This is a genomic window from Pseudothauera rhizosphaerae (assembly GCF_004801305.1).
In the GTDB taxonomy this organism is placed as follows: domain Bacteria; phylum Pseudomonadota; class Gammaproteobacteria; order Burkholderiales; family Rhodocyclaceae; genus Pseudothauera; species Pseudothauera rhizosphaerae.
Genome location: NZ_SSOD01000029.1, coordinates 1 through 21822 on the forward strand (window position 1 = coordinate 1; position 21822 = coordinate 21822).

The 21822-nt window shown below is 67.5% G+C and carries 22 protein-coding genes and 1 riboswitch; of the genes, 13 read left to right on the forward strand and 9 right to left on the reverse strand.

The genetic code is table 11. From position 1 onward, the window contains the following. Positions 1 to 125: 125 nt before the first annotated feature. The 6 genes from E6O51_RS21380 to gspG form a co-directional block, all read right to left on the reverse strand. Positions 126 to 500 carry a hypothetical protein gene (locus E6O51_RS21380; RefSeq protein ID WP_136387062.1) on the reverse strand — a complete coding sequence of 125 codons (375 nt, stop codon included), beginning with the start codon at positions 498 to 500 and terminating at the stop codon, positions 126 to 128. Continuing rightward, positions 493 to 1017, reverse strand: a complete 525-nt coding sequence (locus tag E6O51_RS21385) for a hypothetical protein (RefSeq protein ID WP_136387063.1) — start codon at positions 1015 to 1017, stop codon at positions 493 to 495. Before E6O51_RS21385 ends, E6O51_RS21380 begins: the two co-directional genes overlap by 8 nt. Then, positions 1014 to 1601, reverse strand: a complete 588-nt coding sequence (locus E6O51_RS21390) for a hypothetical protein (protein WP_168735361.1) — start codon at positions 1599 to 1601, stop codon at positions 1014 to 1016. The genes E6O51_RS21385 and E6O51_RS21390 overlap by 4 nt, the downstream gene beginning before the upstream one ends. Positions 1602 to 1761: 160 nt before the next feature. Next, positions 1762 to 3306 (reverse strand): GspE/PulE family protein, encoded by a 1545-nt coding sequence (locus E6O51_RS21395; RefSeq protein ID WP_136387065.1) that lies wholly within the window; start codon positions 3304 to 3306, stop codon positions 1762 to 1764. A 24-nt stretch (positions 3307 to 3330) separates the two neighbouring features. Next, positions 3331 to 4521: a type II secretion system F family protein gene (locus E6O51_RS21400; RefSeq protein ID WP_136387066.1), complete on the reverse strand. Its 1191-nt coding sequence runs from the start codon at positions 4519 to 4521 to the stop codon at positions 3331 to 3333. Positions 4522 to 4523: 2 nt separating this feature from the next. Beyond that, positions 4524 to 5006 carry a type II secretion system major pseudopilin GspG gene (gene gspG, locus E6O51_RS21405; protein WP_136387067.1) on the reverse strand — a complete coding sequence of 161 codons (483 nt, stop codon included), beginning with the start codon at positions 5004 to 5006 and terminating at the stop codon, positions 4524 to 4526. A gap of 381 nt (positions 5007 to 5387) precedes the next feature. On the opposite strand from gspG, the gene E6O51_RS21410 reads away from it, so the two are divergent. Beyond that, positions 5388 to 6791 carry an aminotransferase-like domain-containing protein gene (locus E6O51_RS21410; protein WP_136387068.1) on the forward strand — a complete coding sequence of 468 codons (1404 nt, stop codon included), beginning with the start codon at positions 5388 to 5390 and terminating at the stop codon, positions 6789 to 6791. A gap of 9 nt (positions 6792 to 6800) precedes the next feature. Here the strand turns inward: E6O51_RS21410 and E6O51_RS21415 are convergent, their stop codons facing one another. Continuing rightward, positions 6801 to 8111, reverse strand: a complete 1311-nt coding sequence (locus E6O51_RS21415; protein ID WP_136387069.1) for a carbonic anhydrase — start codon at positions 8109 to 8111, stop codon at positions 6801 to 6803. A 124-nt stretch (positions 8112 to 8235) separates the two neighbouring features. Further along, positions 8236 to 8345: riboswitch (TPP riboswitch) on the forward strand. A gap of 52 nt (positions 8346 to 8397) precedes the next feature. Here E6O51_RS21415 and thiD point away from each other — a divergent pair. Next, a complete protein-coding gene (gene thiD, locus E6O51_RS21420; protein ID WP_136387070.1) occupies positions 8398 to 9252 on the forward strand; it encodes a bifunctional hydroxymethylpyrimidine kinase/phosphomethylpyrimidine kinase in 855 nt (284 codons plus the stop codon). A 91-nt stretch (positions 9253 to 9343) separates the two neighbouring features. Beyond that, complete coding sequence (thiC, locus tag E6O51_RS21425; protein WP_136387071.1) at positions 9344 to 11260, forward strand: phosphomethylpyrimidine synthase ThiC; 1917 nt, start codon at positions 9344 to 9346, stop codon at positions 11258 to 11260. A 15-nt stretch (positions 11261 to 11275) separates the two neighbouring features. Here thiC and E6O51_RS21430 read toward each other — a convergent pair whose 3' ends face one another. Further along, positions 11276 to 11776, reverse strand: coding sequence for an RES family NAD+ phosphorylase (locus E6O51_RS21430; protein ID WP_136387072.1), 501 nt, complete (start codon positions 11774 to 11776; stop codon positions 11276 to 11278). Continuing rightward, the gene (gene parS / locus E6O51_RS21435) at positions 11776 to 12249 is read right to left on the reverse strand and encodes a type II RES/Xre toxin-antitoxin system antitoxin (protein ID WP_136387073.1); all 474 of its coding nucleotides are present in this window, start codon (positions 12247 to 12249) and stop codon (positions 11776 to 11778) included. Before parS ends, E6O51_RS21430 begins: the two co-directional genes overlap by 1 nt. A 175-nt stretch (positions 12250 to 12424) precedes the next feature. Here parS and E6O51_RS21440 point away from each other — a divergent pair, with 175 nt between their 5' ends. From E6O51_RS21440 to mgtE, 10 genes are all read left to right on the forward strand, one after another. After that, positions 12425 to 12952, forward strand: coding sequence for a DUF2478 domain-containing protein (locus E6O51_RS21440; RefSeq protein WP_136387074.1), 528 nt, complete (start codon positions 12425 to 12427; stop codon positions 12950 to 12952). Positions 12953 to 12966: 14 nt separating this feature from the next. Further along, positions 12967 to 13221 carry a YkgJ family cysteine cluster protein gene (locus tag E6O51_RS21445; RefSeq protein WP_136387075.1) on the forward strand — a complete coding sequence of 85 codons (255 nt, stop codon included), beginning with the start codon at positions 12967 to 12969 and terminating at the stop codon, positions 13219 to 13221. Positions 13222 to 13324: 103 nt separating this feature from the next. Next, positions 13325 to 13906, forward strand: coding sequence for a YqiA/YcfP family alpha/beta fold hydrolase (locus E6O51_RS21450; protein ID WP_136387076.1), 582 nt, complete (start codon positions 13325 to 13327; stop codon positions 13904 to 13906). After that, positions 13903 to 14745, forward strand: coding sequence for a class I SAM-dependent methyltransferase (locus tag E6O51_RS21455; protein ID WP_136387077.1), 843 nt, complete (start codon positions 13903 to 13905; stop codon positions 14743 to 14745). Before E6O51_RS21450 ends, E6O51_RS21455 begins: the two co-directional genes overlap by 4 nt. Next, complete coding sequence (rarD, locus tag E6O51_RS21460) at positions 14742 to 15665, forward strand: EamA family transporter RarD (protein WP_211091494.1); 924 nt, start codon at positions 14742 to 14744, stop codon at positions 15663 to 15665. The genes E6O51_RS21455 and rarD overlap by 4 nt, the downstream gene beginning before the upstream one ends. A gap of 33 nt (positions 15666 to 15698) precedes the next feature. Further along, on the forward strand, positions 15699 to 17606 hold the full coding sequence (locus E6O51_RS21465; protein WP_136387078.1) for a ribonuclease catalytic domain-containing protein: 1908 nt from the start codon (positions 15699 to 15701) through the stop codon (positions 17604 to 17606). 9 nt (positions 17607 to 17615) lie between these two features. Further along, positions 17616 to 18563 (forward strand): energy transducer TonB, encoded by a 948-nt coding sequence (locus tag E6O51_RS21470; RefSeq protein ID WP_136387079.1) that lies wholly within the window; start codon positions 17616 to 17618, stop codon positions 18561 to 18563. Positions 18564 to 18569: 6 nt separating this feature from the next. Next, complete coding sequence (aroE, locus tag E6O51_RS21475; RefSeq protein WP_136387080.1) at positions 18570 to 19403, forward strand: shikimate dehydrogenase; 834 nt, start codon at positions 18570 to 18572, stop codon at positions 19401 to 19403. Then, on the forward strand, positions 19400 to 20092 hold the full coding sequence (gene mtgA, locus E6O51_RS21480; RefSeq protein ID WP_136387081.1) for a monofunctional biosynthetic peptidoglycan transglycosylase: 693 nt from the start codon (positions 19400 to 19402) through the stop codon (positions 20090 to 20092). Before aroE ends, mtgA begins: the two co-directional genes overlap by 4 nt. Positions 20093 to 20201: 109 nt before the next feature. Continuing rightward, positions 20202 to 21644 (forward strand): magnesium transporter, encoded by a 1443-nt coding sequence (mgtE, locus tag E6O51_RS21485; protein ID WP_136387082.1) that lies wholly within the window; start codon positions 20202 to 20204, stop codon positions 21642 to 21644. The last annotated feature ends 178 nt before the right edge of the window (positions 21645 to 21822 follow it).

Sequence of the window (21822 nt, forward strand, 5' to 3'; positions counted from 1 at the left end):
AGGAGCAAAAACGGAGGGCAACAGCCCGAGGACGACCCGATCGGAAGCGAAAAACGCCATCAAAGTCGAAAGCCCGTCACTGATACGCGCTCGAAATCGGTCCGCGGGCATTTGTTCAGCACTTCCTAAGATGCCCGTATGGGCAGCGTTGCCGTGTAGTGCATCTCGCCGGACGCGCCGTCGTGCTCCATGCCGTAACCTACACGAGCCAGTTCCAGCCCTTCCTCGACGGCGATGGCCTGAATTGCCTGAAGGCGTAGATGGATTTCTCCCATTTCAGGCAGTCTTTGCGCCGTTCCATCCACCATCGGGCCGGTGCCGAGCGTTCGCAGGGACGTTCGCAGTTGAGCGTGGCTATTCTCCAGCGCATCCAGTTCGACCTGAAGGCGCCCGTATGCCGTCCACATCGGCCATACGCTGCCCAGCGCAAATGAGCATGCGAAGCAAATCAGGCCAATCCCCAGCAGACCGGCAGGGCCGAGCGCCTTCAGTTCATTCATCGTCGTAATCGAACCCCACTGTCAGGCTGAAGCGCACTGGTTTATAGGGATGGTCGGACGCGACTTCCTGGTGGCGCAACGCGACCGGACCAAAGCCGCCTTCATGGGCCAGGCGGCCCATGAAGGCAAACATGGCGGTGCTGTTCTTTGCCTCGGCCAGGATTTCGATGGCTGAGCCCTTGGTGCCGACCTGCAGGGAGAGGAAAGTAACCTCGTCATGAACCGAGCGTTCGATCCGCTGAACAAGCGAGGACCAATCCTGGCTCGTCCGTGCTTGTACGGACGAGGGTCGCGCCGCGTTTGGTGCCCCGCCCGCTTCGGCCCAGACCAACCTCGTGCGCTCAATCTGGCGCCGCAGCGCTCCGGCGCGATCCGTCAAGGCTTCGTTGCGCTCGTCGAGGAGGACGTAGCACCAGCCGGTCAACCCGACGGCAGCGATCCCGAGCATTAGAAGTGCCGCGTCGAGCCGGTATCCACGCCTGGGCAGCGGGGAGAAGTCGATGACAACCCGTCTCATCGGACTAGTCCACACGCGGCGAAGGGAAACGAGGCGTTGCCAGCGGGAATGATGTGCAGCGTCCACGGCTCGGGCACGTCCCTACCGAGCCGCTCTGCAGGATCGAACAGGTAGCAGTTCCCTCCTTCAGGCAGAACGGGTGCGTAGTCCTGGAGCATTTTCGCGAGGATGCTTCTATCGCTAGGCACATATGCCCTGGAGGCAACGGTACGCCATTCCTCCCCCGCGAAGATGCCCAACGTGATCCGGCCGGCCTCGGCGATGGCGAGTGCCCCGGTAGTCAGCAAACGGCACACTTCGTTGAATACCTGCACGAAGAGCGGCACCACCGTGCGTACTTGGCTGGCACCGCCGCAGTCGTCAATGGTCATTTCCAAGGCATGACGGTCGATCGCACAGGCTAGAGCCGCGCGGTCAAGCGCATCGTCCGCAAGTTGCAGTATGAAGCTACCCGCGGGCATACCGAACTCGCGCTCGAACAGCAGTTCGGCATAGGCGCTACGTTCGGCGCGCGAATCGATCGTGGCATCGCTGGGTATCACCATGAACCGGACCAGCGAGGAAGCGAGGAGAACGTCGACCATGCCGCGCCGTGCCGGGAAACTTGCGAGGAGTTCACGTAGCGGCGGCCACCCATCGCGCAACGGCGATGCCGGCAGGCTGGCATAGAGAGTCGCACCCCGCAGCCCCCGAGCGCAGTGAGTCGCGCCGATTTCGATGGGGCCGACATAAGCCACGGTACGCTCACTCCACAAAAGTGACACGGTTTATTTCCTCCAGCGTCGTTTCTCCCTGCCGCACGAGTTCGAGTACTGCCTCGCGCAGGGGCAGCATGCCACGCTTGCGGGTCAGCTCCCGCAATTGCCGTTGCGGCATCCGGTCGACGATGGCTTCGCGAATGTCCGAATCGAGACGCAGCAGTTCCGGAACAGCCCGCCGTCCCTTGTAACCGGTACCCCGACACCATTCGCAGCCGCGTCCGCGGCGGAAGTCGAATCCGACGGCGTCGGCGGGGATACCCGAATCGTCCAGAAGTTCGGTAGCCGGCGTGTATGGGGCGCTGCAGCGCGGGCAGTTGACACGGACCAGCCGCTGGGCGAGCACGGCATTGAGGGCGGTCACGAAGCTGTGCAGCGGGACGCCCATGTGATGAAACCGGTCCACTACGTCCAGCGCATTGTTGGCGTGCACCGTCGTGAATACCAGATGCCCGGTCAGGGCCGACTGCACCGCGATCTGCGCGGTCTCGGGGTCGCGAATCTCGCCAACCATGATCTTGTCCGGGTCATGCCGCAGGATGGAGCGCAGCCCGCGCGCAAACGTGAGTCCCTTCTTCTCGTTTACCGGTATCTGAAGAACGTCGGGCAGTTGATACTCGACAGGATCCTCGACGGTGATGATCTTGTCGCGACCGTCGTTGATCTCGCTCAACATGGCGTAGAGCGTCGTGGTCTTGCCGCTGCCGGTCGGGCCGGTCACAAGCAGCATGCCATACGGTTCGCGAGCCAGCCTGCGCAAGTGCTGGATGTCTGGCTGCGCGAATCCGAGGCTTTCCAGTGTGAGGTTGCGCAGATGGTCCATCAGCGCAGTTTTGTCCAGAATGCGCAGCACCGCGTCTTCGCCGTGAATGCTGGGCATGATCGATACGCGGATGTCGATATCCCGCTCCTCGATCGTGACGCGCAGGCGCCCATCTTGCGGAACCCTGCGCTCGGCGATGTCGAGTTCGGACATAATCTTCAGGCGCGAAATCGCCTCTTCGGCACGCTGCACACCCGGAAACTCGCTCGCGACAACAAGCACGCCGTCGAGCCGATACTTCACGCGCAACCCCTGCACGGTGGTCTCGAAGTGGATGTCACTCGCCCCCAACCGGTAGGCATCGTAAAGGATGGAATTGGTCAGCCTGACCGTGGAACTCGCTTCTTCCTGGATACGGTCGAGCGACAGTATCTCGGCCACATCCCGCCCCCCTTTTTCTTCTCCGTGGGAAAGGCCAATGAGATCGAGCGCCTTCGTCGAGGCCGCATGGTGCTCCAGAGCCTGCTGGACCGCTTCGGCGGGCGCTTCGATGAGGGCGTACGGTTCATCCACACGCCCGTCCAGCCACTGCATCACCTTCATCCGATCTGACGGAGAGGCCACTACAATAAGACTGCCGGCGGCATCCCGAAGCGGTACGCACCGATGTATGCGCGCCTCGGCCAAGGGGATGGCCCCGAAGGCCGGAAGCATGGTCAGGAGCGACGCAGGCATGCCGGCCCGCTCGGCAAAATAGTCAGCGTACATCCTAACGGCTCTCCAGGAACGCGATCACCGGATGTTCTCCGCCAGTTCGAACAAGGGCAGATAAAGCAACACGACGATACCGGCCACGAAGATACCCAGGCCAAGCATGACCAGCGGCTCGAACAACCGGGTGAATGCCTCCATCCAACGCGAAACGGATTCGTCCAGGAAATCCGCTATGCGAAGCATGCGCGGACCGAGTTGGCCCGACTGCTCACCCACGCGCAGGAGATCGGACACAACTGGAGGAGCAAGCCCGCGTTTCGTCAGGGCATCGGTAATCGACAGCCCGCCGCGCAAGTCAGCAACACTCATCTCCACCGCATCCCGGTCTGCGCCATGCAGCAAGTCGGCCGCCATCTCGAGCGCGCGAACGACCGGGATGCCGCCGAGCATCTGGAGCCCGACCGTGCGATAGAAGCGCGACAGATCGTAATCTCTGGTACGCGCCCGCAACGTCGGTTGCCATGCGACCACGCCCGCGAGACCCCGTCGCGCGAGTGCCCGCCTTGCACGGCTCACCATTACAAATACTCCGACGAACGTGCCTGCAAGTAGCCAGTTGCCGTTTTCACGGACCATTGCCGCCCACTCGATCATCAAGCGTGACACGAGAGGTACATTCTGAACGACGCCTTCGTAAGCCGACGCAAAGCGCGGCACCACGAAGCCGAGTAAAAAGATGACAACGAGCACGCCCACGCTCATGAGCAGCGCCGGATAGATTAGTGCCGTGAACAACCGCTTGCGCACCCCGTCGACCTTCTCCCGGTAGGCCACATAGCGCCCCAACGCTTCGCTCAAGTTGCCAGTCTGCTCTGACGCGCTCACCAACCCGACGAGCAGTGGCGGCACACTAGGCCGCGCCTCCTCGATTGCACAGGAGAAGCGCTTGCCGCTGCGCAAGGCAGAAAGCACCCGCTGGATGGCCTCGGCCTCATCCCCCACGTCATACCTCCTAAGTGCCTGTAGCGCCTCGGTCAGGGAAAGACCCGCATCCAGAAGGGTATATACCTCCTGAGCAAAACGCGTGTGATCGAGCCGTTTAGCGAACAACGCTCCGCTGACGCGCCACCGATCGGATTCGGCAATGGACACGACCCGGAACCCAGCCCGCTGGAGGCTCGCCTGCGCCTCCGAACGCGACGTGGCATCCACCTGTCGTCGAACCAGGCCGGTCTCCTCACTGAAGACCTTCGCTCGATAGGACGCCATGATTACCAGTTAGTGATATCGGCGTCTTCCCGCTCACCGCCGACACGGCCGTCCCGCCCATAAGAGAAAAGGTCGAACTGGCCATGTTCGCCAGGGAAGCGGTACTGGTACGGGTTACCCCATGGGTCGAACGATATTTCCTTGTCCTTCCTGAGGTACGGCCCTGCCCATTTCGAGACGCCCGCCGGCGCCTTGATGAGGGCATTCAGCCCATTTTCGGAAGACGGGTAACTGCCAACATCAAGACGGTACTGGTCAAGCGCAGTCTCGAAGGCGACTATCTGTGCTTTTGCCGCGCGAGCCTCCGCTTTGCCTATCTGCCCGAAATACTGCGGACCGACGTATCCGGCCAGAAGGCCGATGATGGCGACCACGACGAGGAGTTCCAGCAAGGTGAAACCTCGTGCTTCGTTGATTCTTCGTCGCAAGACGCTACAAGGTGCGACATTCGGCAACCTCACCAGGCAATCCCTCCCAGCAGCCATGTTCCGTCCCTTTATGATGTTTGACGCTCGGCAGCGTCAAACATTGAACCCTTGGGTACTTTCAATAGCCAACTCATCTGCGACCTCTATTGGGGCCGCCACCTATTCTTCTGTCCTTCGAACCACGTAAGCAAGCATGTCTTATCATAAGCCATTAGATTATTCAATGTAAATTTCCAATCAGCTCGAGAGTAGAAATTCACCTTGGTGGTTCTGCGTGTCTTATTTGAATGAAAACCACCTCCACACTAGGTTGCCGGCCCTGCTCAAGTTGTTGATGGCATTGCCAATATCCCACGCGCTCGTCGTTACTGCCCTTGACAATCCCACAGACCTACCAAGACACTTCATGACAATTTGGCCGCTCCCACGGAGACACCCATGCTGCAACTGAGCCTCGAACACGGCCAGCCCACGCCGCTGGTGGAACAGATCGTGGGCGGCATCCGCAACCAGATCGAGGACCGCATCCTGCGCCCCGGCATGCGCGTGCCGCCCATCCGGCGCCTGGCCGAAGCCCAGGGGGTGAGCCGCTTCACGGTGGTGGAGGCCTACGACCGGCTGGTGGCGCTGGGCTATCTGCGCTCCCGGCGCGGTTCGGGCTTCTATGTGGCGCCGCGCAACGAACGGCGCGAGAACCGCCTGCCCGCGCCGGTGGACCGGGCCGTGGACGTGGCCTGGCTGATGCGCCAGGCCCTGGACGACAGCCCCGGCCAGATCAAGGCCAGCGCCGGCTGGCTGCCCTGCGAGTGGCTGGACGGCGAGGGCCTGCGCCGCCACCTGCGCGCCGTCTCGCGCCGGCCGGACGCGCGGCTCACGGCCTACGGCACGGCCCAGGGCTACCTGCCCCTGCGCCAGCAACTGCAGATCAAGCTGGCCGAGTTCGGCATCGGCGCGCCGCCCGAGCAGATCGTGCTGACCGAGGGCGCCACCCGCGCGCTGGACATCGTCGCCCGCCACCTGATCAAGCCGGGCGACACCGTGCTGGTGGACGACCCCGGCTACTTCAACTTCTTCGGCAACCTGCGCCTGCAGGGCGCCAAGCTGGTGGGCGTGGCGCGGGAGGCGGACGGGCCGGACGTGGCGCAGATGGAGGAACTGCTCACCCATCACCGCCCCAAGGTGTTCTTCACCCATTCGGTGCTGCACAACCCCACCGGCGCCAACCTCTCCCCGGCCAAGGCCTTCCGCATCCTACAACTGGCGGAGAAGCACGACTTCCTCATCATCGAGGACGACACCTACGCCGACTTCCACCCCCACGCCACGACCCGGCTCGCCAACCTGGACCAGCTCGACCGGGTGATCTTCGTCGGCAGCTTCTCCAAGACCCTGTCCGGCAGCCTGCGCGTGGGCTACCTGGCCGCGCGCCCGGACCTGGCGGCGGAATTCACCGACGTGAAGACGCTCACCAGCGTGAGCTCGTCCGAATTCAACGAGCAACTGATCTACCAGATGCTCACCGACGGCCACTACCGCAAGTACGTGGAACGCCTACAGGGCCGGCTGGCGCAGGCCACCGAGGCCAGCCTGCGGATGCTGGAGCGGACGGGCCTGGAGGTTTACCTGGAGCCCAAGGGCGGCGTCTTCCTGTGGGCGCGCCCGCCCGGCGTGGACGACGTGGCCGCGCTGGCCACCCGCGCCGCCGCAGCCGGCATCATGCTCGCGCCGGGGAAGCTGTTCCGCCCGCAGATGCAGGCCAGCCCGTGGCTGCGGCTCAACGTGGCCTTCACCACCCATCCACGCCTGGAACGTTTCCTCGGCGAGGCGCTCGCGAAGGACTGAAAGGCGCCCTCAGCGCGATTCGAGCACCAGGCGGTCGTTCGCCGGCTGCACCGGACGGGCGTTGGGCGCGTACAGGCGGGCGAAGATCGCCAGTTGCGCGTCGGACACCGGCAGCGGCTGCTTCATGACCACCCACAGCACGTCCTCGGTGCAGGGCGGCTGGCTGAGCGAACCCATGAACAGGTAGTGCCCGCTGCCGGCCGGCAGCAGGGCGGCGAAATCGAGGGAGGCGGCCGGCATGTAATGCCCGCCACGCTCCAGCGGCAGGTTGTTCAGCACCGCCTGCAGCGCCGGGTTGGGTTCGCTGCCGCGTTCGAGCTGCACGGCCAGGATCGCCCGCCGGCCTTCCGGCGTGCGCAGCTCGAAATGCGCCGCCATGTCGCTGGCCCGACCGTCGATACGAATCTCGGACGGACGGTGGAAACGCAGGCCTTCCAGCCCGTAGCGCACGCCGCGCACTTCCATGCCCATGCCCTCGCCCACCTGCACGCTCAGGGTGTGCCCGCCGTCGACGACGCGGAAACGGGCGGGACGGAAATCGAAGTGCGGCGGCTCCAGTTCGACGCCGATGCCGTCATGCAGGTCGACGGGCGACTGCCGGCGGCCCTGCTGGCACAGCGCCCATTCGGGGCGCATCCGCCCCCACGTCTCGGGGCCGGTGGCGCCATCGTAGGTCCACCGCGCGCTGCCGGCCGCCTTGCTCCTGGCACCCTTCCCGGCAACACGCGGGGCAGGCGCCGCAGCGGGCGCAGCGGCCATCTGTTGCTGCCGGCTGGCGATGGTGCGCTCGATGGCGTCCACGCCGTCGTCGGCAACGCTATCCACACGGATCGTGCGCCCGCCCGCCGCGGCACTCACCGGCTCTACGGCCTCGGCGGCCTTGCGGGCGACCTGGGCCAGTTCGGCCGCGCTGGCCGGCCGGCACACCTCGCGCCACATGCGTTCGTCCACGCTGTTGCGCGCCACCATGACCACGTTCTGGTCCACCACCGTCTCCTCGCGCAGCACGCGGTGCTCCTCGTCCAGATAGACCCGTTTGACGGTGAAGAAGGCGCGGTTCGCGCAATCGTAGCGGTTGAGGGCCTTGACCGTGGTGTAACCAACCCGGCGCCCTTCCTCCGCGGACATCACCGCGCGCCCCCAGGCGACCTTGGTGGCGCCGCCGGCGTCGATGATGGAGCCGCGGTCGATCTCCACCCGCCGGCTGTTGTCGTGCATCACCACGGCCCATGCGTCGGCGTGGACGTCCGGGACGAAGGCAACGCTGCCGAGCACAGCGGCGAGGGCGGCGAGGGTGGAGCGGGAGGTCGGGCTGGTCATCGTTTGTGCGGAAAACGGTATCGGCTCGAACATAGTCTTCGGCCGCGCGCGGAGATTCTTGAGCGCTGCCCGTCCGTCGCCCCCTCCGCCTTGCCTTCGGCGGGGGCATCCAGTATCGTCCCGCATTCACCGTTGGGGGTGCCCGCCACCGACGTCCGGTATCCGGTGGGCTGAGAGAGACCCTTGGAACCTGATCCGGCTCGCACCGGCGTAGGGAAACGCGTCCCATGTCTGCAGTCCGTCCTTCCGCTTTCGTTCCGGCAGTCCCGCACCGGGAGGTCCGGCCGTGAGCACGTCTCCCTCCCGCATCCCCAGCGTACTGTCCATCGCCGGCATCGACCCGAGTGGCGGCGCGGGTGTGTTCGCCGACATCAAGACCTTCTCGGCGCTGGGCGCCTACGGCTGCGGCGTCGTCGCTGCGCTCACGGCGCAGAACACCCAGGCGGTCACCGGCGTGCACGTGCCGCCCGTGGATTTCCTGCGCCTGCAGATCGACACCCTGTTCGCCGACGTGGCCATCCACGCCACCAAGATCGGCATGCTGGGCAGCGCGGAGGTGACCGCCGCGGTAGCCGAGCGCCTCGCCCACTGGCAGGCCGCCAACGTGGTGCTGGACCCGGTGATGGTCGCCAAGAGCGGCGATACGCTGCTGGAGAGGAAGGCCATCGCCATGCTGCGCGAGGCCCTGCTGTCGCTGGCTTTCGTGATCACCCCCAACCTGCCCGAGGCTGGCGTGCTGCTGGAGCAGCGCGCGCCGGAATCGGTGAAGGAGATGTACCGCGCCGCCGAACGCCTGCGCGAACTCCTTCCGGTTTCGAGCGAACGCTGGGTACTGCTCAAGGGCGGCCATCTGCCGGGCAATGAGGTGATCGACCTGCTGTTCGACGGCGACCGCATGATCGAGCTGCCCGCGCCGCGCATCGAAACGAAGAACACCCACGGCACCGGCTGCACGCTGAGTTCGGCCATCGCCGCGCTGCTGCCCCAGCACGCGGGCAGTTTCCATGGCACCGAAGCCGCCGTGCGCCAGGCCCGCCAGTGGCTGCTGGACGCCATCGCCCATGGCGACGAACTGGCGGTAGGCAGCGGCCACGGCCCGGTCCACCATTTCCACGCACTGTGGCCGAGGCGCGCACTGTAGGAGCGGGCTCGCCCGCGATCATGGCGCAGAAAGCCGCTCATCGCGGGCAAGCCCGCTCCCACAAGAACCCACACCCCAGGAGAGAGCATTCATGAACGCCAAGGACCACTTCATCGCCACCCAGGCCCGCGTGGACGAAGCCGCCGTCGCACCCCTGCCCAACTCCCGCAAGATTTACGTGCAGGGCAGCCGCCCGGACATCCGCGTGCCCATGCGCGAAATCTCCCAGTCCGACACCCCGGCCTCCTTCGGCGCCGAGCCGAATCCGCCCATCACCGTGTACGACTGTTCCGGGCCCTACACCGACCCGCAGGCGAAGATCGACATCCGCTCCGGCCTGCCCGCGCTGCGCCAGCGCTGGATCGAGGAGCACGGCGACACGGAGGTGCTGCCCGACCTCAGCTCCGAATACGGCCGCCAGCGCGCCGCCGATCCGAAGCTCGACGAGCTGCGCTTCCCCGGCCTGCACCGCAAGCCCTTGCGCGCCAAGGCCGGCGCCAATGTCACCCAGATGCATTACGCCCGCCGCGGCATCGTCACGCCGGAGATGGAGTTCATCGCCATCCGCGAGAACCTGCGCCGCGCCGAGTACATCGAATCGCTGAAGAACGCCGGCCCCACCGGCCAGAAGATGGCCGCCCTACTGACCCGCCAGCACCCGGGCCAGAACTTCGGTGCCGCCATCCCCGCCGAGATCACGCCTGAATTCGTGCGCGACGAGGTGGCGCGGGGCCGCGCCATCATCCCGGCCAACATCAATCACCCGGAAACCGAGCCGATGATCATCGGCCGCAACTTCCTGGTGAAGATCAACGCCAACATCGGCAACTCGGCGCTGGGCTCCTCGATCGCCGAAGAGGTCGACAAGATGACCTGGTCCATCCGCTGGGGCGGCGATACGGTGATGGATCTGTCCACCGGCAAGAACATCCACGAAACGCGCGAGTGGATCATCCGCAACAGCCCGGTGCCCATCGGCACCGTGCCCATCTACCAGGCGCTGGAAAAGGTCGACGGCAAAGCCGAGGAACTGACCTGGGAGATCTTCCGCGACACGCTGATCGAACAGGCCGAGCAGGGCGTGGACTACTTCACCATCCACGCCGGCGTGCTGCTGCGCTACATCCCGCTCACCGCCAACCGCATGACCGGCATCGTGTCCCGCGGCGGCTCCATCATGGCCAAGTGGTGCCTGGCGCATCACAAGGAAAGCTTCCTCTACACCCACTTCGAGGACATCTGCGAAATCATGAAGGCCTACGACGTGGCCTTCAGCCTGGGCGACGGCCTGCGCCCCGGCTCCATCTACGATGCCAACGACGACGCCCAACTCGGCGAACTGCGTACCCTGGGCGAGCTCACCGACATCGCCTGGAAGCACGACGTGCAGGTGATGATCGAAGGCCCCGGCCACGTGCCCCTGCACCTGATCAAGGAGAACATGGATCTCCAGCTCGAATGGTGCAAGGAAGCGCCCTTCTACACCCTGGGGCCGCTCACCACCGACATCGCGCCGGGCTACGACCACATCACCAGCGGCATCGGCGCCGCCACCATCGGCTGGTACGGCACCGCGATGCTGTGCTACGTGACGCCCAAGGAGCACCTGGGCCTGCCCAACAAGCAGGACGTCAAGGAAGGCATCATCACCTACAAGCTCGCCGCCCACGCCGCCGATCTGGCCAAGGGCCACCCGGGCGCGCAGGTCCGCGACAACGCCTTGAGCAAGGCGCGCTTCGAGTTCCGCTGGGAAGACCAGTTCAACCTCGGCCTCGATCCGGACAAGGCCAAGGAATTCCACGACGAGACCCTGCCCAAGGAATCCGCCAAGGTCGCCCACTTCTGCTCCATGTGCGGCCCCCACTTCTGCAGCATGAAGATCACCCAGGACGTGCGCGACTTCGCGGCCAGGGAAGGCATCGCCGAGGACGAGGCGCTGACGAAGGGAATGGAGACGAAGGCGGTGGAATTCGTCAGGAGCGGCGCCGAGGTCTACCGGAACGTGTAGCCGCCGGGCCCGGCCTCACCACAGCCGCGCATCGGGCGCGTAGGGAATGCGCCGGGTCGTTACCCTCTTCATGTCGCGGTGGCGCGGATTGAGCAGGTAGTTCCAGCCCACCGGCACTACCACCGAAGGCACGCGCAGCAACAGGGTCGCCCCTTCCGCGAGCCAGGCGTCCCCCAGCGCCTGGGCGGCGCTGCGGCCCACGCTCCAGTCGGTATTGGACGCGTCCCAGCCGGCCGGCGGGTCGATGATGCGGGCCGCGGCCAGCACCGAAGCCGGCAGGTCCACCTCCACCAGCACCTGCCCGGCCGGCGGGCGGTAGGGCGTATGCACGCGCCGTTCCAGTTGCGCCAGGGCGACGCTGTCGGCGAGATAAATGACCGCCGAACCGACGCTGTTCCAGCGCCCGCCCACGGCCGCGGCACCCGCACCGGCGCAGGAGAAATCCTCCGCCGCGCACAGCACGGCGCCGCTGTCCAGGTCCACCCAGTCCTGCGCCAGCCGCCACAGGGTCGCCATCAGGCGGCCGTGCCCGCCATGATCCGCCGCAGCGCGTTCATCACCGCCTGATGGCCCGGCGTGGTCGCCAGCAGGCTGATCGGCACCGCGCCTTCCAGCACCGGCACCGGCGACGCCAGCCATTGCCGCGCCGCGTCCTCGTCGCCGAACACGCGGATCGCCGCGCGCTCGACCTCGATCAGGCGCGCGATACGGTCCGAATCGTCCTGCGACAGGGGCTTGCCCTCGCGCACGCGGCGGTCGTAGGTGGCCGGCGCCACGCCGAGCAGTTGCGCGAGACTGCGCCCGCTGCGGCCGAACTGGCTGGCGAAGGCATCGAGCGAGGCGGGTTCGAACCCCCCCCGCACCATGTGGTCACGTTCGAGCGCAGAGTCCGCATGCAGGTAGGCGAGCACGCTGGCCCCCCCGGTCTCGGCCACGGAGTAGGCAAGCGCGGGTTCGCGCACGGAATGGAGAGCTTTGCGTGAAGGCATGATTCGATCAAACGAGCGTATCTAATGAATCAATTGAAGACGACACCCGGACGTCTGTCAAGCATATGGGTGGCTCTTTCCGTCCCGGCGGCGGATTTCCCCTGCAACGGGCAGGGGATTGGGCCCGTCGCGCCGCGGTGCGACAATGGACGCCCGCCGTCCGCGTTCATCCGCCATGAGCACCGCTCCCCTGCCCATCGCCGCCGTCGTCTATCCGCCCACACTGGACGTGGGCGCCGTCATGCGTGCGGCGGCCGCGGCGCTGGCCTCGCGCGGCGTGGCAGTGGGCGGAGTCGTGACCTGCGACGCACGCGACGCGCCGGACGAATCCTGCGAGATGGAGCTGGAAGACGTCAGCACCGGCGCGCGTTTCAGCATCACCCAGAATCTGGGCAGCGGTTCGGAGGCGTGCCGGCTGGACCCCGGCGCGCTGGCCCGGGCGGCGGTCGCGGTGCGGCATGCCATCGAAGACGGCGCGGAGCTGGTGCTGTTCAACAAGTTCGGCGCCCAGGAAGCCGGCGGCAGCGGCCTGCGCGCCGAGATGGGCCTGGCCGCCGCACGCGGCACACCCCTGCTCACCACGGTGGCTGAACGCTTTGTGCCCGACTGGCAGACCTTCACCGGCGGCGACTCGACACTGCTCCCGCCCGACGTGGACGCCGTGCTGGCCTGGTGGCAGGCGGTCAGCACCGCGCGGAAATAGAGGAAACAGCCGCCATGGACTGCCGCCCCGGCTGTGCCGCCTGCTGCATCGCGCCGTCGATCTCCTCGCCCATTCCCGGCATGGAGGGCGGCAAACCGGCCGGCGTGCGCTGCGTGCAACTGGACGAACGGGGCCTGTGCCGCCTGTTCGGCGACCCGCGCCGTCCGGCGGTGTGCGCAAGCCTCGCCCCCAGCCGTGAGATGTGCGGCAGCGACAGCGCCGCCGCGCTGATCTGGCTCGCCCGGCTGGAGGAACTCACCGCAGCATGAGGAACCCGGCGGCCCGGCCGCCGGCACGCAAACTGTGCCGGTCGCCGGCCGTCCGCGGCGGATAGACTTCCGTCTTTACAGCCACTTCGTGCATGCTCCGGCGATGATCATCTACCTGCACGGCTTCCGCTCCGCTCCCGCCTCGATCAAGGCCACCGCCCTCCGGCAGCACATGGCCGACCGCGGCCTGGCCGGGCGCTTCTGGTGCGAGCAGCTGCCGGTGTCCCCGACCGCGGCCATCGCCCGCCTGGAAGCCGAAATCGCGCGCGCCCGCAAGGCGTACCCGGAGCTCACCCCCACCCTGGTGGGCAGTTCCCTGGGCGGCTACTACGCCACCTGGCTCGCCGAACGCCACGACCTGCGCGCGGTGCTGGTGAATCCCGCCGTGGTCGCCGCCCTGTCCCTCGAACCCTGGCTGGGCTGGCAGGACAACCTGTACACCGGCGAGCGCTTCGAGCTGACCCGCGCCCACCTGGACGAACTGCGCGCCATCGAGGTGCCGTGCATCACGCGCCCGCAGAACTTCTGGCTGCTGGTGGAGACCGGCGACGAGGTGCTGGACTACCGCGACGCGGTGGCAAAGTACGCCGGCGCCCGCCAGACCGTGCTGGAAGGCGGCGACCACGGCTTTTCGCGCTGGAACGACTACCTGGACGACATCCTCGCCTTCGCCGGACTGTCATGAGCGACACCCCCGCCTTCGACGCCCGCCGCTTCAAGACGCTGGAACGCAAGGGCTTCAACCGCATTGCCGCGGCCTATGCCGACGGCGCCCACCTGCGCGAGGAACTCGGCCGGGCGCTGCTCGACGCCGCCGCGCTGGCGCCCGGCCAGCGCGTGCTCGATCTCGCCAGCGGCCCCTGCCTGCTCGCCCGCGAGGCCGCCGCCCGGGTCGCGCCCGGCGGCTGGGTGCTGGCGAGCGACATCGCCGAAGGCATGCTGGCCGAAGGCGCCCGCCGCGCCGTGGCCGACGGCTGCACCGTGCTCGCCTGCGCCGCGGCGGACGCAGAACACCTGTGCCTGCCCGATGCCGCCTTCGACCACGTCCTCGCCGGCCTGGCGCTGTTCATGTTCCCCCACCCGGACCGGGCCCTGGCCGAGATGCGCCGCGTGCTGCGTCCGGGCGGCCGGCTGGCGCTGTCCGTATGGGGCCGCGCCGAGGAGGTGCCGCTGATCGCCCGCGCCCAGGACTGCATCGCGCGCCTGCTGCCGGCTCCCCGCGTGGCGCGCCCGTCCGTGTTCCGCTATGGCGACCCGGCCTTGCTGCGGGCCGCGCTGGCGGATGCGGGCTTCCGCGACATCCGCATCGAACCCTGCCGCTTCGAATGCCGCTTCGACGACGGAGCGGCTTACTGGGACGCCTTCCTGAGCCTGGCCGGCGGTGCGGCCGAAGCGCTGGCCCAGTTGCCCGCGACCATGCAGCAGCGGCTGCGGGCCGAAGTCGCCCTCGAACTGGAAGTCCACCGGAGCGGCGACGGCTACACCGTCGAAGCGGTGGCCCTGATCGCTTCGGCCAACCCATGACGCCCGCGCAGACGGCCGACCGCCAACGCACCGGCGTGCTCGCGGCACTGGCCGCATTCACCACCTGGGGGCTTGCGCCCATCTATTTCAAGGCGGTGGGCAGCGTGCCGCCCGTGGAAGTGGTCGCCCACCGCGTGCTGTGGTCGGCGCTCTTCCTCGCCGCCCTGCTCGCCCTGTGGCGTGGTTTCGACGGCCTCGCCCGCCTGCGCGGCCAGCCCCGGCTGATGGGCCTGCTTGCATTCACCGCGCTGCTCACCGGCAGCAACTGGCTGGTGTTCGTGTGGGCCATTTCCGCCGGCCGCCTGGTGGAAGCCGCCCTGGGCTACTTCATCAACCCGCTGGTCAGCGTGCTGCTGGGCCGAATCTTCCTCGGCGAGCGCCTGCGCCCGCTGCAGAAGCTGGCGGTGGGGCTGGCCGCAGCCGGCGTGCTGTGGCGCGTCGTCCAGGTCGGCAGCCCGCCGTGGATCGCGCTCTTCCTCGCGCTGACCTTCGGCTTCTACGGCCTGCTGCGCAAGCGCGCGCCGGTGGACGCGGTGAGTGGCCTCTTCGTCGAGACGCTGATCACCGCCCCGCTGGCGCTGGGTTACCTGGCCTGGCTGGGTGCCCACGGCACGCTGGCCTTCGGCCGCGGGGCATCCACCGACTGGCTGCTGCCGCTGGCCGGCGTGCTCACCGCGGTGCCGCTGATGCTGTTCGCGGTGGGCACGCAGCGCCTGCCCCTGGCCACGGTGGGCTTCCTGCAATACATCGCACCCACGCTGAACTTCCTGCTGGCGGTGCTGGTGTTCGGCGAGCCTTTCGACGGGGGGCAGTTGATCGGCTTCGCCCTGATCTGGGCCGCCCTCGCCCTCTATTCGGCGGACATGCTGCGGCGGACCGCTCCGGCCGATGAGCCGGACCGGCAGCCCCGAATCCGCTAAACTATCGGGCTTGCTCAATTTCCGGCGGTTCCGATGTTCGTGCTGTTCGAGGAGGACGGGGCCTTCAAGGCCGGTACCGTGCTCGCTGATAACGACGCCTCCCTGCAGGTGGAGACCACCCACGGCAAGCGCGTCAAGCTCAAGCGCGCCAGCGTGCTGCTGAGCTTCCGCGAACCGGCGCCGGCGGACCTGCTCGCCCGCGCCGAAGCCGAGGCCGAACAGCTCGACACCGAGTTCCTGTGGGAAGTGTGCGGCGACGAGGAGTTCGCCTTCGCCGACTTCGCCGCCGAATACCACGGCCACCCGCCCTCCGCCGTCGAAGCCGCCGCGGTGCTGCTGCGCCTGCATTCGGCGCCCATGTATTTCCACCGCAAGGGCAAGGGCCGTTTCCGCAAGGCACCCGCCGACATCCTGCAGGCCGCCTTGGCCGGGCTGGAGAAGAAGCGCCAGCAGGCCGCCGCCATCGACCGCATGCGCGAGGAACTGCTGGGCGGCCAGTTGCCGGCCGAGTTCGCCGGCATGCTGCCGCAACTGCTCTACCGCCCGGACCGCAACCGCCCCGAGGTCAAGGCGCTGGAAGCCGCCTGCGTGGACGCCGGCCTGTCCGCGCCGCGCCTCCTGCTCAAGTGCGGCGCGCTCGCGTCCAGCTACGAGCTGCACCATAACCGCTTCCTGTTCGAATACTTCCCCGAAGGCGTGCACTTCCCGCCCTTCGAGGCGCCGCTGCTGCCGGCCGGCCTGCCCCGCGCCGACGTGGCCGCGTTCTCCATCGACGACGCCACCACCACCGAGATCGACGACGCCTTCTCGGTGACCCCGCGCGCGGGCGGCGGCTGGCGGGTGGGCATCCACATCGCCGCGCCGGCGCTGGGCTTCGCCCGCGGCTCGGCGCTGGACGCCATCGCGCGCCGGCGGCTGTCCACGGTCTACATGCCGGGCAACAAGATCACCATGCTGCCCGACGAGGTGGTGACGACCTTCACCCTGGCCGCCGGGCGCGACTGCCCGGCGGTGTCGCTGTACCTAGACGTGAACGCCGACCTCTCGGTGGCGGCGCAGGAAAGCCGCGTCGATATCGTGCCCATCGTCGCCAACCTGCGCCATCACGACATCGAGCCGGTGTTCAACGAGCACACCCTGCACCACGGCGGCCCCGACTTCGAATGGAAGCGCGAACTGACCGTGCTGTGGGATCTTGCCACGGTACTGGAAGCCGGGCGCGGCAAGGCCTCCGCCAACCAGAACCAGGTGGACCACAGCTTCTACGTGGACTGGCACACCGAGACCGCGGACGGCCCCGGCTACGTGAGCATCGGCCAGCGCCGGCGCGGCTCGCCCATGGACAAGCTGGTGGCCGAACTGATGATCCTGGCCAACTCCACCTGGGGCAAGCTGCTGGACGAGGTGAACGTGCCCGGCCTGTACCGCGTGCAGAGCGGCGGCAAGGTGCGCATGGCCACCGTGGCCGGCCCCCACGAGGGCCTGGGGGTGGACTGCTACGCCTGGTCCAGCTCGCCCCTGCGCCGCTACGTGGACCTGGTGAACCAGTGGCAGATCATCGCCGTGCTCTCCGGCGGCGAGCCCGCCTTTGCGCCCAAGTCTACCGACCTGATGGCCGCGCTGCGCGATTTCGAACTCACCTACGCCGCCTATTCCGAGTTCCAGCGCCACATGGAACGCTACTGGTGCGTGCGCTGGCTGCGCCAGCAGGCGGTGAAGGAAGTCGAGGCCGTCGTGGTGCGCGACAATCTCGTCCGCCTGGACAGCGTGCCGCTGATGTTCAAGGTCGCCTCGCTGCCGCTGCAATACCCCGGCAGCCGCGTGAAGCTGGCCGTCGAGGGCAGCGACCTGCTGGACGTGGAGGTGCATGCGCGCTACGTCGCCACGCTGGCCGAACCCGAACCGGGGGAGAACGGTCTGTCGATCTTCGAAGGATCGTAAAATCCGCCCATGCAGAAAAAACGACGCCCGACTCCCCCCCGCCACCCTTCCGCCGGCAAGGCCCCGGCGGCGTCGCGGGTCGCCGCGGCATCACGGGTGGCAGCAGCGGTCGGCTCGCTGTCGCTGATCAAGGTCGCGTTCGCCGTTTCGCTCGCGCTGCACGCGGCGCTGTTCACCGTCAGCTTTACCATGCCCAAGGCGGACAAGCAGCCGAACCGCGACCGCGGCCTGGAGGTGGTGCTGGTCAACGCGCGCCACGCCAAGGCGCCGGACAAGGCCGACGTGCTCGCCCAGGCCAACCTGGACGGCGGCGGCACCTCCGAGCAGAACCTGCGCCCGCGCTCGCCGCTGCCGCCGCAGGAGACCCGCCGCGAGGGTGACGCCATGATCAATGCCCAGCGCCGCGCCGAGAGCGTGGAAGCGCCGCGCAAGGAGACGCTGACCAGGACGCAGGCGCAGGCCCGGCTGACCACCGAGCCGCCGCGCGAAACCCCGGCCGAGGCCCCGCGGCAAGTGTCCGGCGTAGACCTGCTCGACAGCGCCGCGGCCATGGCCCGCCTCGAAGCGCAGATCGAGCGCGACCTGCAGGAATACTCCCGCCGCCCCCGGCGCAAACAGATCGGCGCCCGCGCGCGCGAATACCGCTTCGCGCAGTACGTGGAGGACTGGCGCCTCAAGGTCGAGCGCATCGGCACCCTGAACTACCCCGATGCGGCGCGCGGCAAGCTGTACGGCAGCCTGATGCTGACCGTGATCATTCGCGCCGACGGCTCGGTCGATGCGGTGGACATCGTGCGCTCCTCGGGCCACAAGATCCTCGACGACGCGGCCCAGCGCATCATCCGCCTCGCCGCACCCTTCGCACCCTTCCCGCCCGACATCCGCAGCGATACCGACCTGCTCGAGATCACCCGCACCTGGACCTTCACCAAGGCCGACCAGATGCGCGCCAACTGACCCGCCATGGACCGCTACGCCGTCGTCGGCAACCCCATCGCCCACAGCAAGTCGCCGGCCATCCACGCCGCCTTCGCGGCCCAGACCGGCCAGCAACTGCAGTACGAAGCCCTGCTCGCCCCACCGGACGGCTTCGCCGACACGGTCGCGGCCTTCCGCACCGCGGGCGGACGCGGCCTCAACGTGACCGTGCCCTTCAAGCTGGAGGCTTTCGCCCTCGCCGATCGGCGCACGCCGCGCGCCGAAGCCGCCGGCGCCGTCAACACGCTGCTGTTCGACGACCACGGCATCCTCGGCGACAACACCGACGGTGCCGGCCTGGTACGCGATCTGACCCACAACCTGGGCGTTCCGCTGACCGGCCGCCGCATCCTGCTGCTCGGTGCGGGGGGGGCTGCGCGCGGCGCCATCCTGCCCCTGCTCGCGGAACACCCCGCCGCGCTGGTGATCGCCAACCGCACCGCGTCCAAGGCAATCGAACTCGCGCGCATTTTCGCCGACCGCACAAACGGGCCGCAACCGGCCGGATGTGGCTTCGCAGAACTCGCCGGCTCGTCTTTCGACGTGGTGATCAACGCCACCGCAGCCAGCCTGTCGGCCCAGGCACCGGACCTGCCGCCGGGCCTCTACGCCGCGGGCGCGCCGGCCTACGACATGATGTACGGCTCCGGCGACACGCCCTTCATGGCCACCGCCCGCCAGGACGGCGCCGCCGCGGTCGCCGACGGCCTGGGCATGCTCGTCGAGCAGGCCGCGGAAAGCTTCCTGCTGTGGCGGGGTGTCCGGCCCGAGACCGCCGCCGTCCTCGCCCAATTGCGCCGCCAGATCGCCCAGGGATGAAACGACCGCTGCACTGGGCGTACTGGGCGCTGGCCGTCCTCGTCGCGCTGCTGCTGCTCACCCAGCTCTGGTTCTTCGGCTGGGTGCTGTGGTGGAAGCACGCGGACCCGGTGACCACCAGCTTCATGGAGCTGCGCCTGACGGAACTGCGCCGCAAGCGCCCCGATGCCGAGCTGCAGCACCAATGGGTACCCTACGAGCGCATCTCGGTGCATCTCAAGCGCGCGGTGGTCGCGGCCGAGGACGACCGCTTCATGGAACACTACGGTTTCGACTGGGAAGGCATCCAGCGCGCCCTCGAACGCAACAAGGAGCGCGGCCGCACCGCGTCCGGCGGGTCGACCATCACCCAGCAACTGGCGAAGAACCTCTTCCTGTCGCCGTCGCGCAGCTACCTGCGCAAGGCCCAGGAAGCGGTGCTCACGGTGATGATCGAAAGCACCTGGAGCAAGCGGCGCGTCTTCGAGGTGTACCTCAACGTGGTCGAATGGGGCGACGGCGTGTTCGGTGCCGAAGCCGCAGCACGCCACCATTTCGGCCTCTCCGCCTCCCGCCTGGGCCCCGCGGAGGCCGCGCGTCTGGCGGTCATGCTGCCCAACCCGCGACGCTACGAACGGCGCTTCGGCGCCCAACTCGCGGCGCATGCCGAACGTGTTCGCGCACGCATGCATTATTCGCGCATTCCGTAGCCGGAACGCCGCTTCCGGCCATCATTTCGGGGTCGCACCGGCGGGGCGAACGCCGTAGAATTCGCAGGGCTCTGCCCTGAACCGCCACCGCATCGAATCGCCCACGCCCATGACCCCCGAAGACGAGCGCCATCCCGACGACGTGCAGCAGCACCTGCGCGAGGTGCAGGACCTGCTGGCGCGCCACAAGCTGGTCGAAGGCCTCGTCCATCGGCAGGACATGCCGCGCCACGATCTGGTCGAAAACCTGGTGCACAAGCAGCACGTGGCCGAGCTGCAGCACAAGCTCGACGAGCTCCATCCGGCCGATATCGCCTACATCCTGGAAGCCCTGCCCCTCGACGAGCGCCTGTTCGTCTGGGATCTGGTCAAGGCGGAGCGGGACGGCGAGATTCTGCTGGAAGTCTCGGACGCGGTCCGCGAGTCGCTCATCGAGACGATGGACACGCACGAGCTCAAGGCCGCGGCGGAGACCCTCGATGCCGACGAGCTCGCGGACCTGGCGCCGGACCTGCCGCCGGAAGTCATCCAGGACGTCTTCCAGTCCCTCGACAGCGAGGAGCGCGAACAACTGCGCGCGGCCATGTCCTACCCGGAGGACTCGGTCGGCGCGTTGATGGACTTCGACATGGTGACGGTGCGCGAGGACGTCACCCTCGAGGTCGTGCTGCGCTACCTGCGCCGCTTCGAGGAACTGCCCGACCACACCGACAAGCTCTTCGTGGTCGACCGCGACGATCACCTGAAGGGCATCCTGACGCTGGAAAAACTGCTGATCAGCGACCCCGAACTGGAGGTCAGCGAGGTCATGCGGCGCGAGCCCGTCATCAGCTTCCAGCCCGACGACGATGCCAGCGAGGCTGCCCAGGCCTTCGAACGCTACGACCTCGTCTCGGCACCGGTGATCGATGCCGACAAGCGGGTCATCGGCCGCCTGACCGTCGCCGACGCGGTCGACTTCATCCGTGAGGAGAGCGAGCACGAGATCCTCGCCCATGCCGGTCTGCGCGAGGAAGAAGACATTTTCGCCTCGGTGTGGGATTCGGTGAAAAACCGCTGGGCATGGCTGGCGGTAAACCTGGTCACCGCCTTCATCGCGTCGCGGGTGATCGGCGCCTTCGAGAACTCCATCGAGAAGCTCGTCGCCCTGGCTGCGCTGATGCCCATCGTCGCCGGCATCGGCGGCAACTCCGGCAACCAGACCATCACCATGATCGTGCGCGCCATCGCCATGGGCCAGGTCGAACAGAGCGCCCGCAACCGCCTGCTCAAGAAGGAAGTCGGTGTCGCCGTGTTCAACGGCATCGTGTGGGGCGGGCTGCTCGGCGTGCTGGCCTGGTGGCTGTACGGCAGCGTTTCCCTCGGCCTGGTGATGACCGCGGCGATGACCCTGAACCTGCTGCTGGCTGCGACCGCGGGCGTGCTGATCCCGATGATCCGCATCCGCCTCGGTGCCGACCCGGCCATCGGCAGTTCGGTGCTGATCACCGCGCTCACCGACTCCGGCGGCTTCTTCATCTTCCTCGGCCTCGCCACGCTGTTCCTGCTCTGACGAACCGACAGCCGCTCCGTCGCGGCGGCCGGCTGTAAGCCTGGCGCCGTTTTCCGCCCCTCTAAATCAAAAACCCCCGCCAGCGGATTGTGCTGGCGGGGGTTTTGGTATGAGTTAGTCTGACGATGACCTACTTTCGCGAGGGGAACCTCACTATCATGGGCGCGTACTCGTTTCA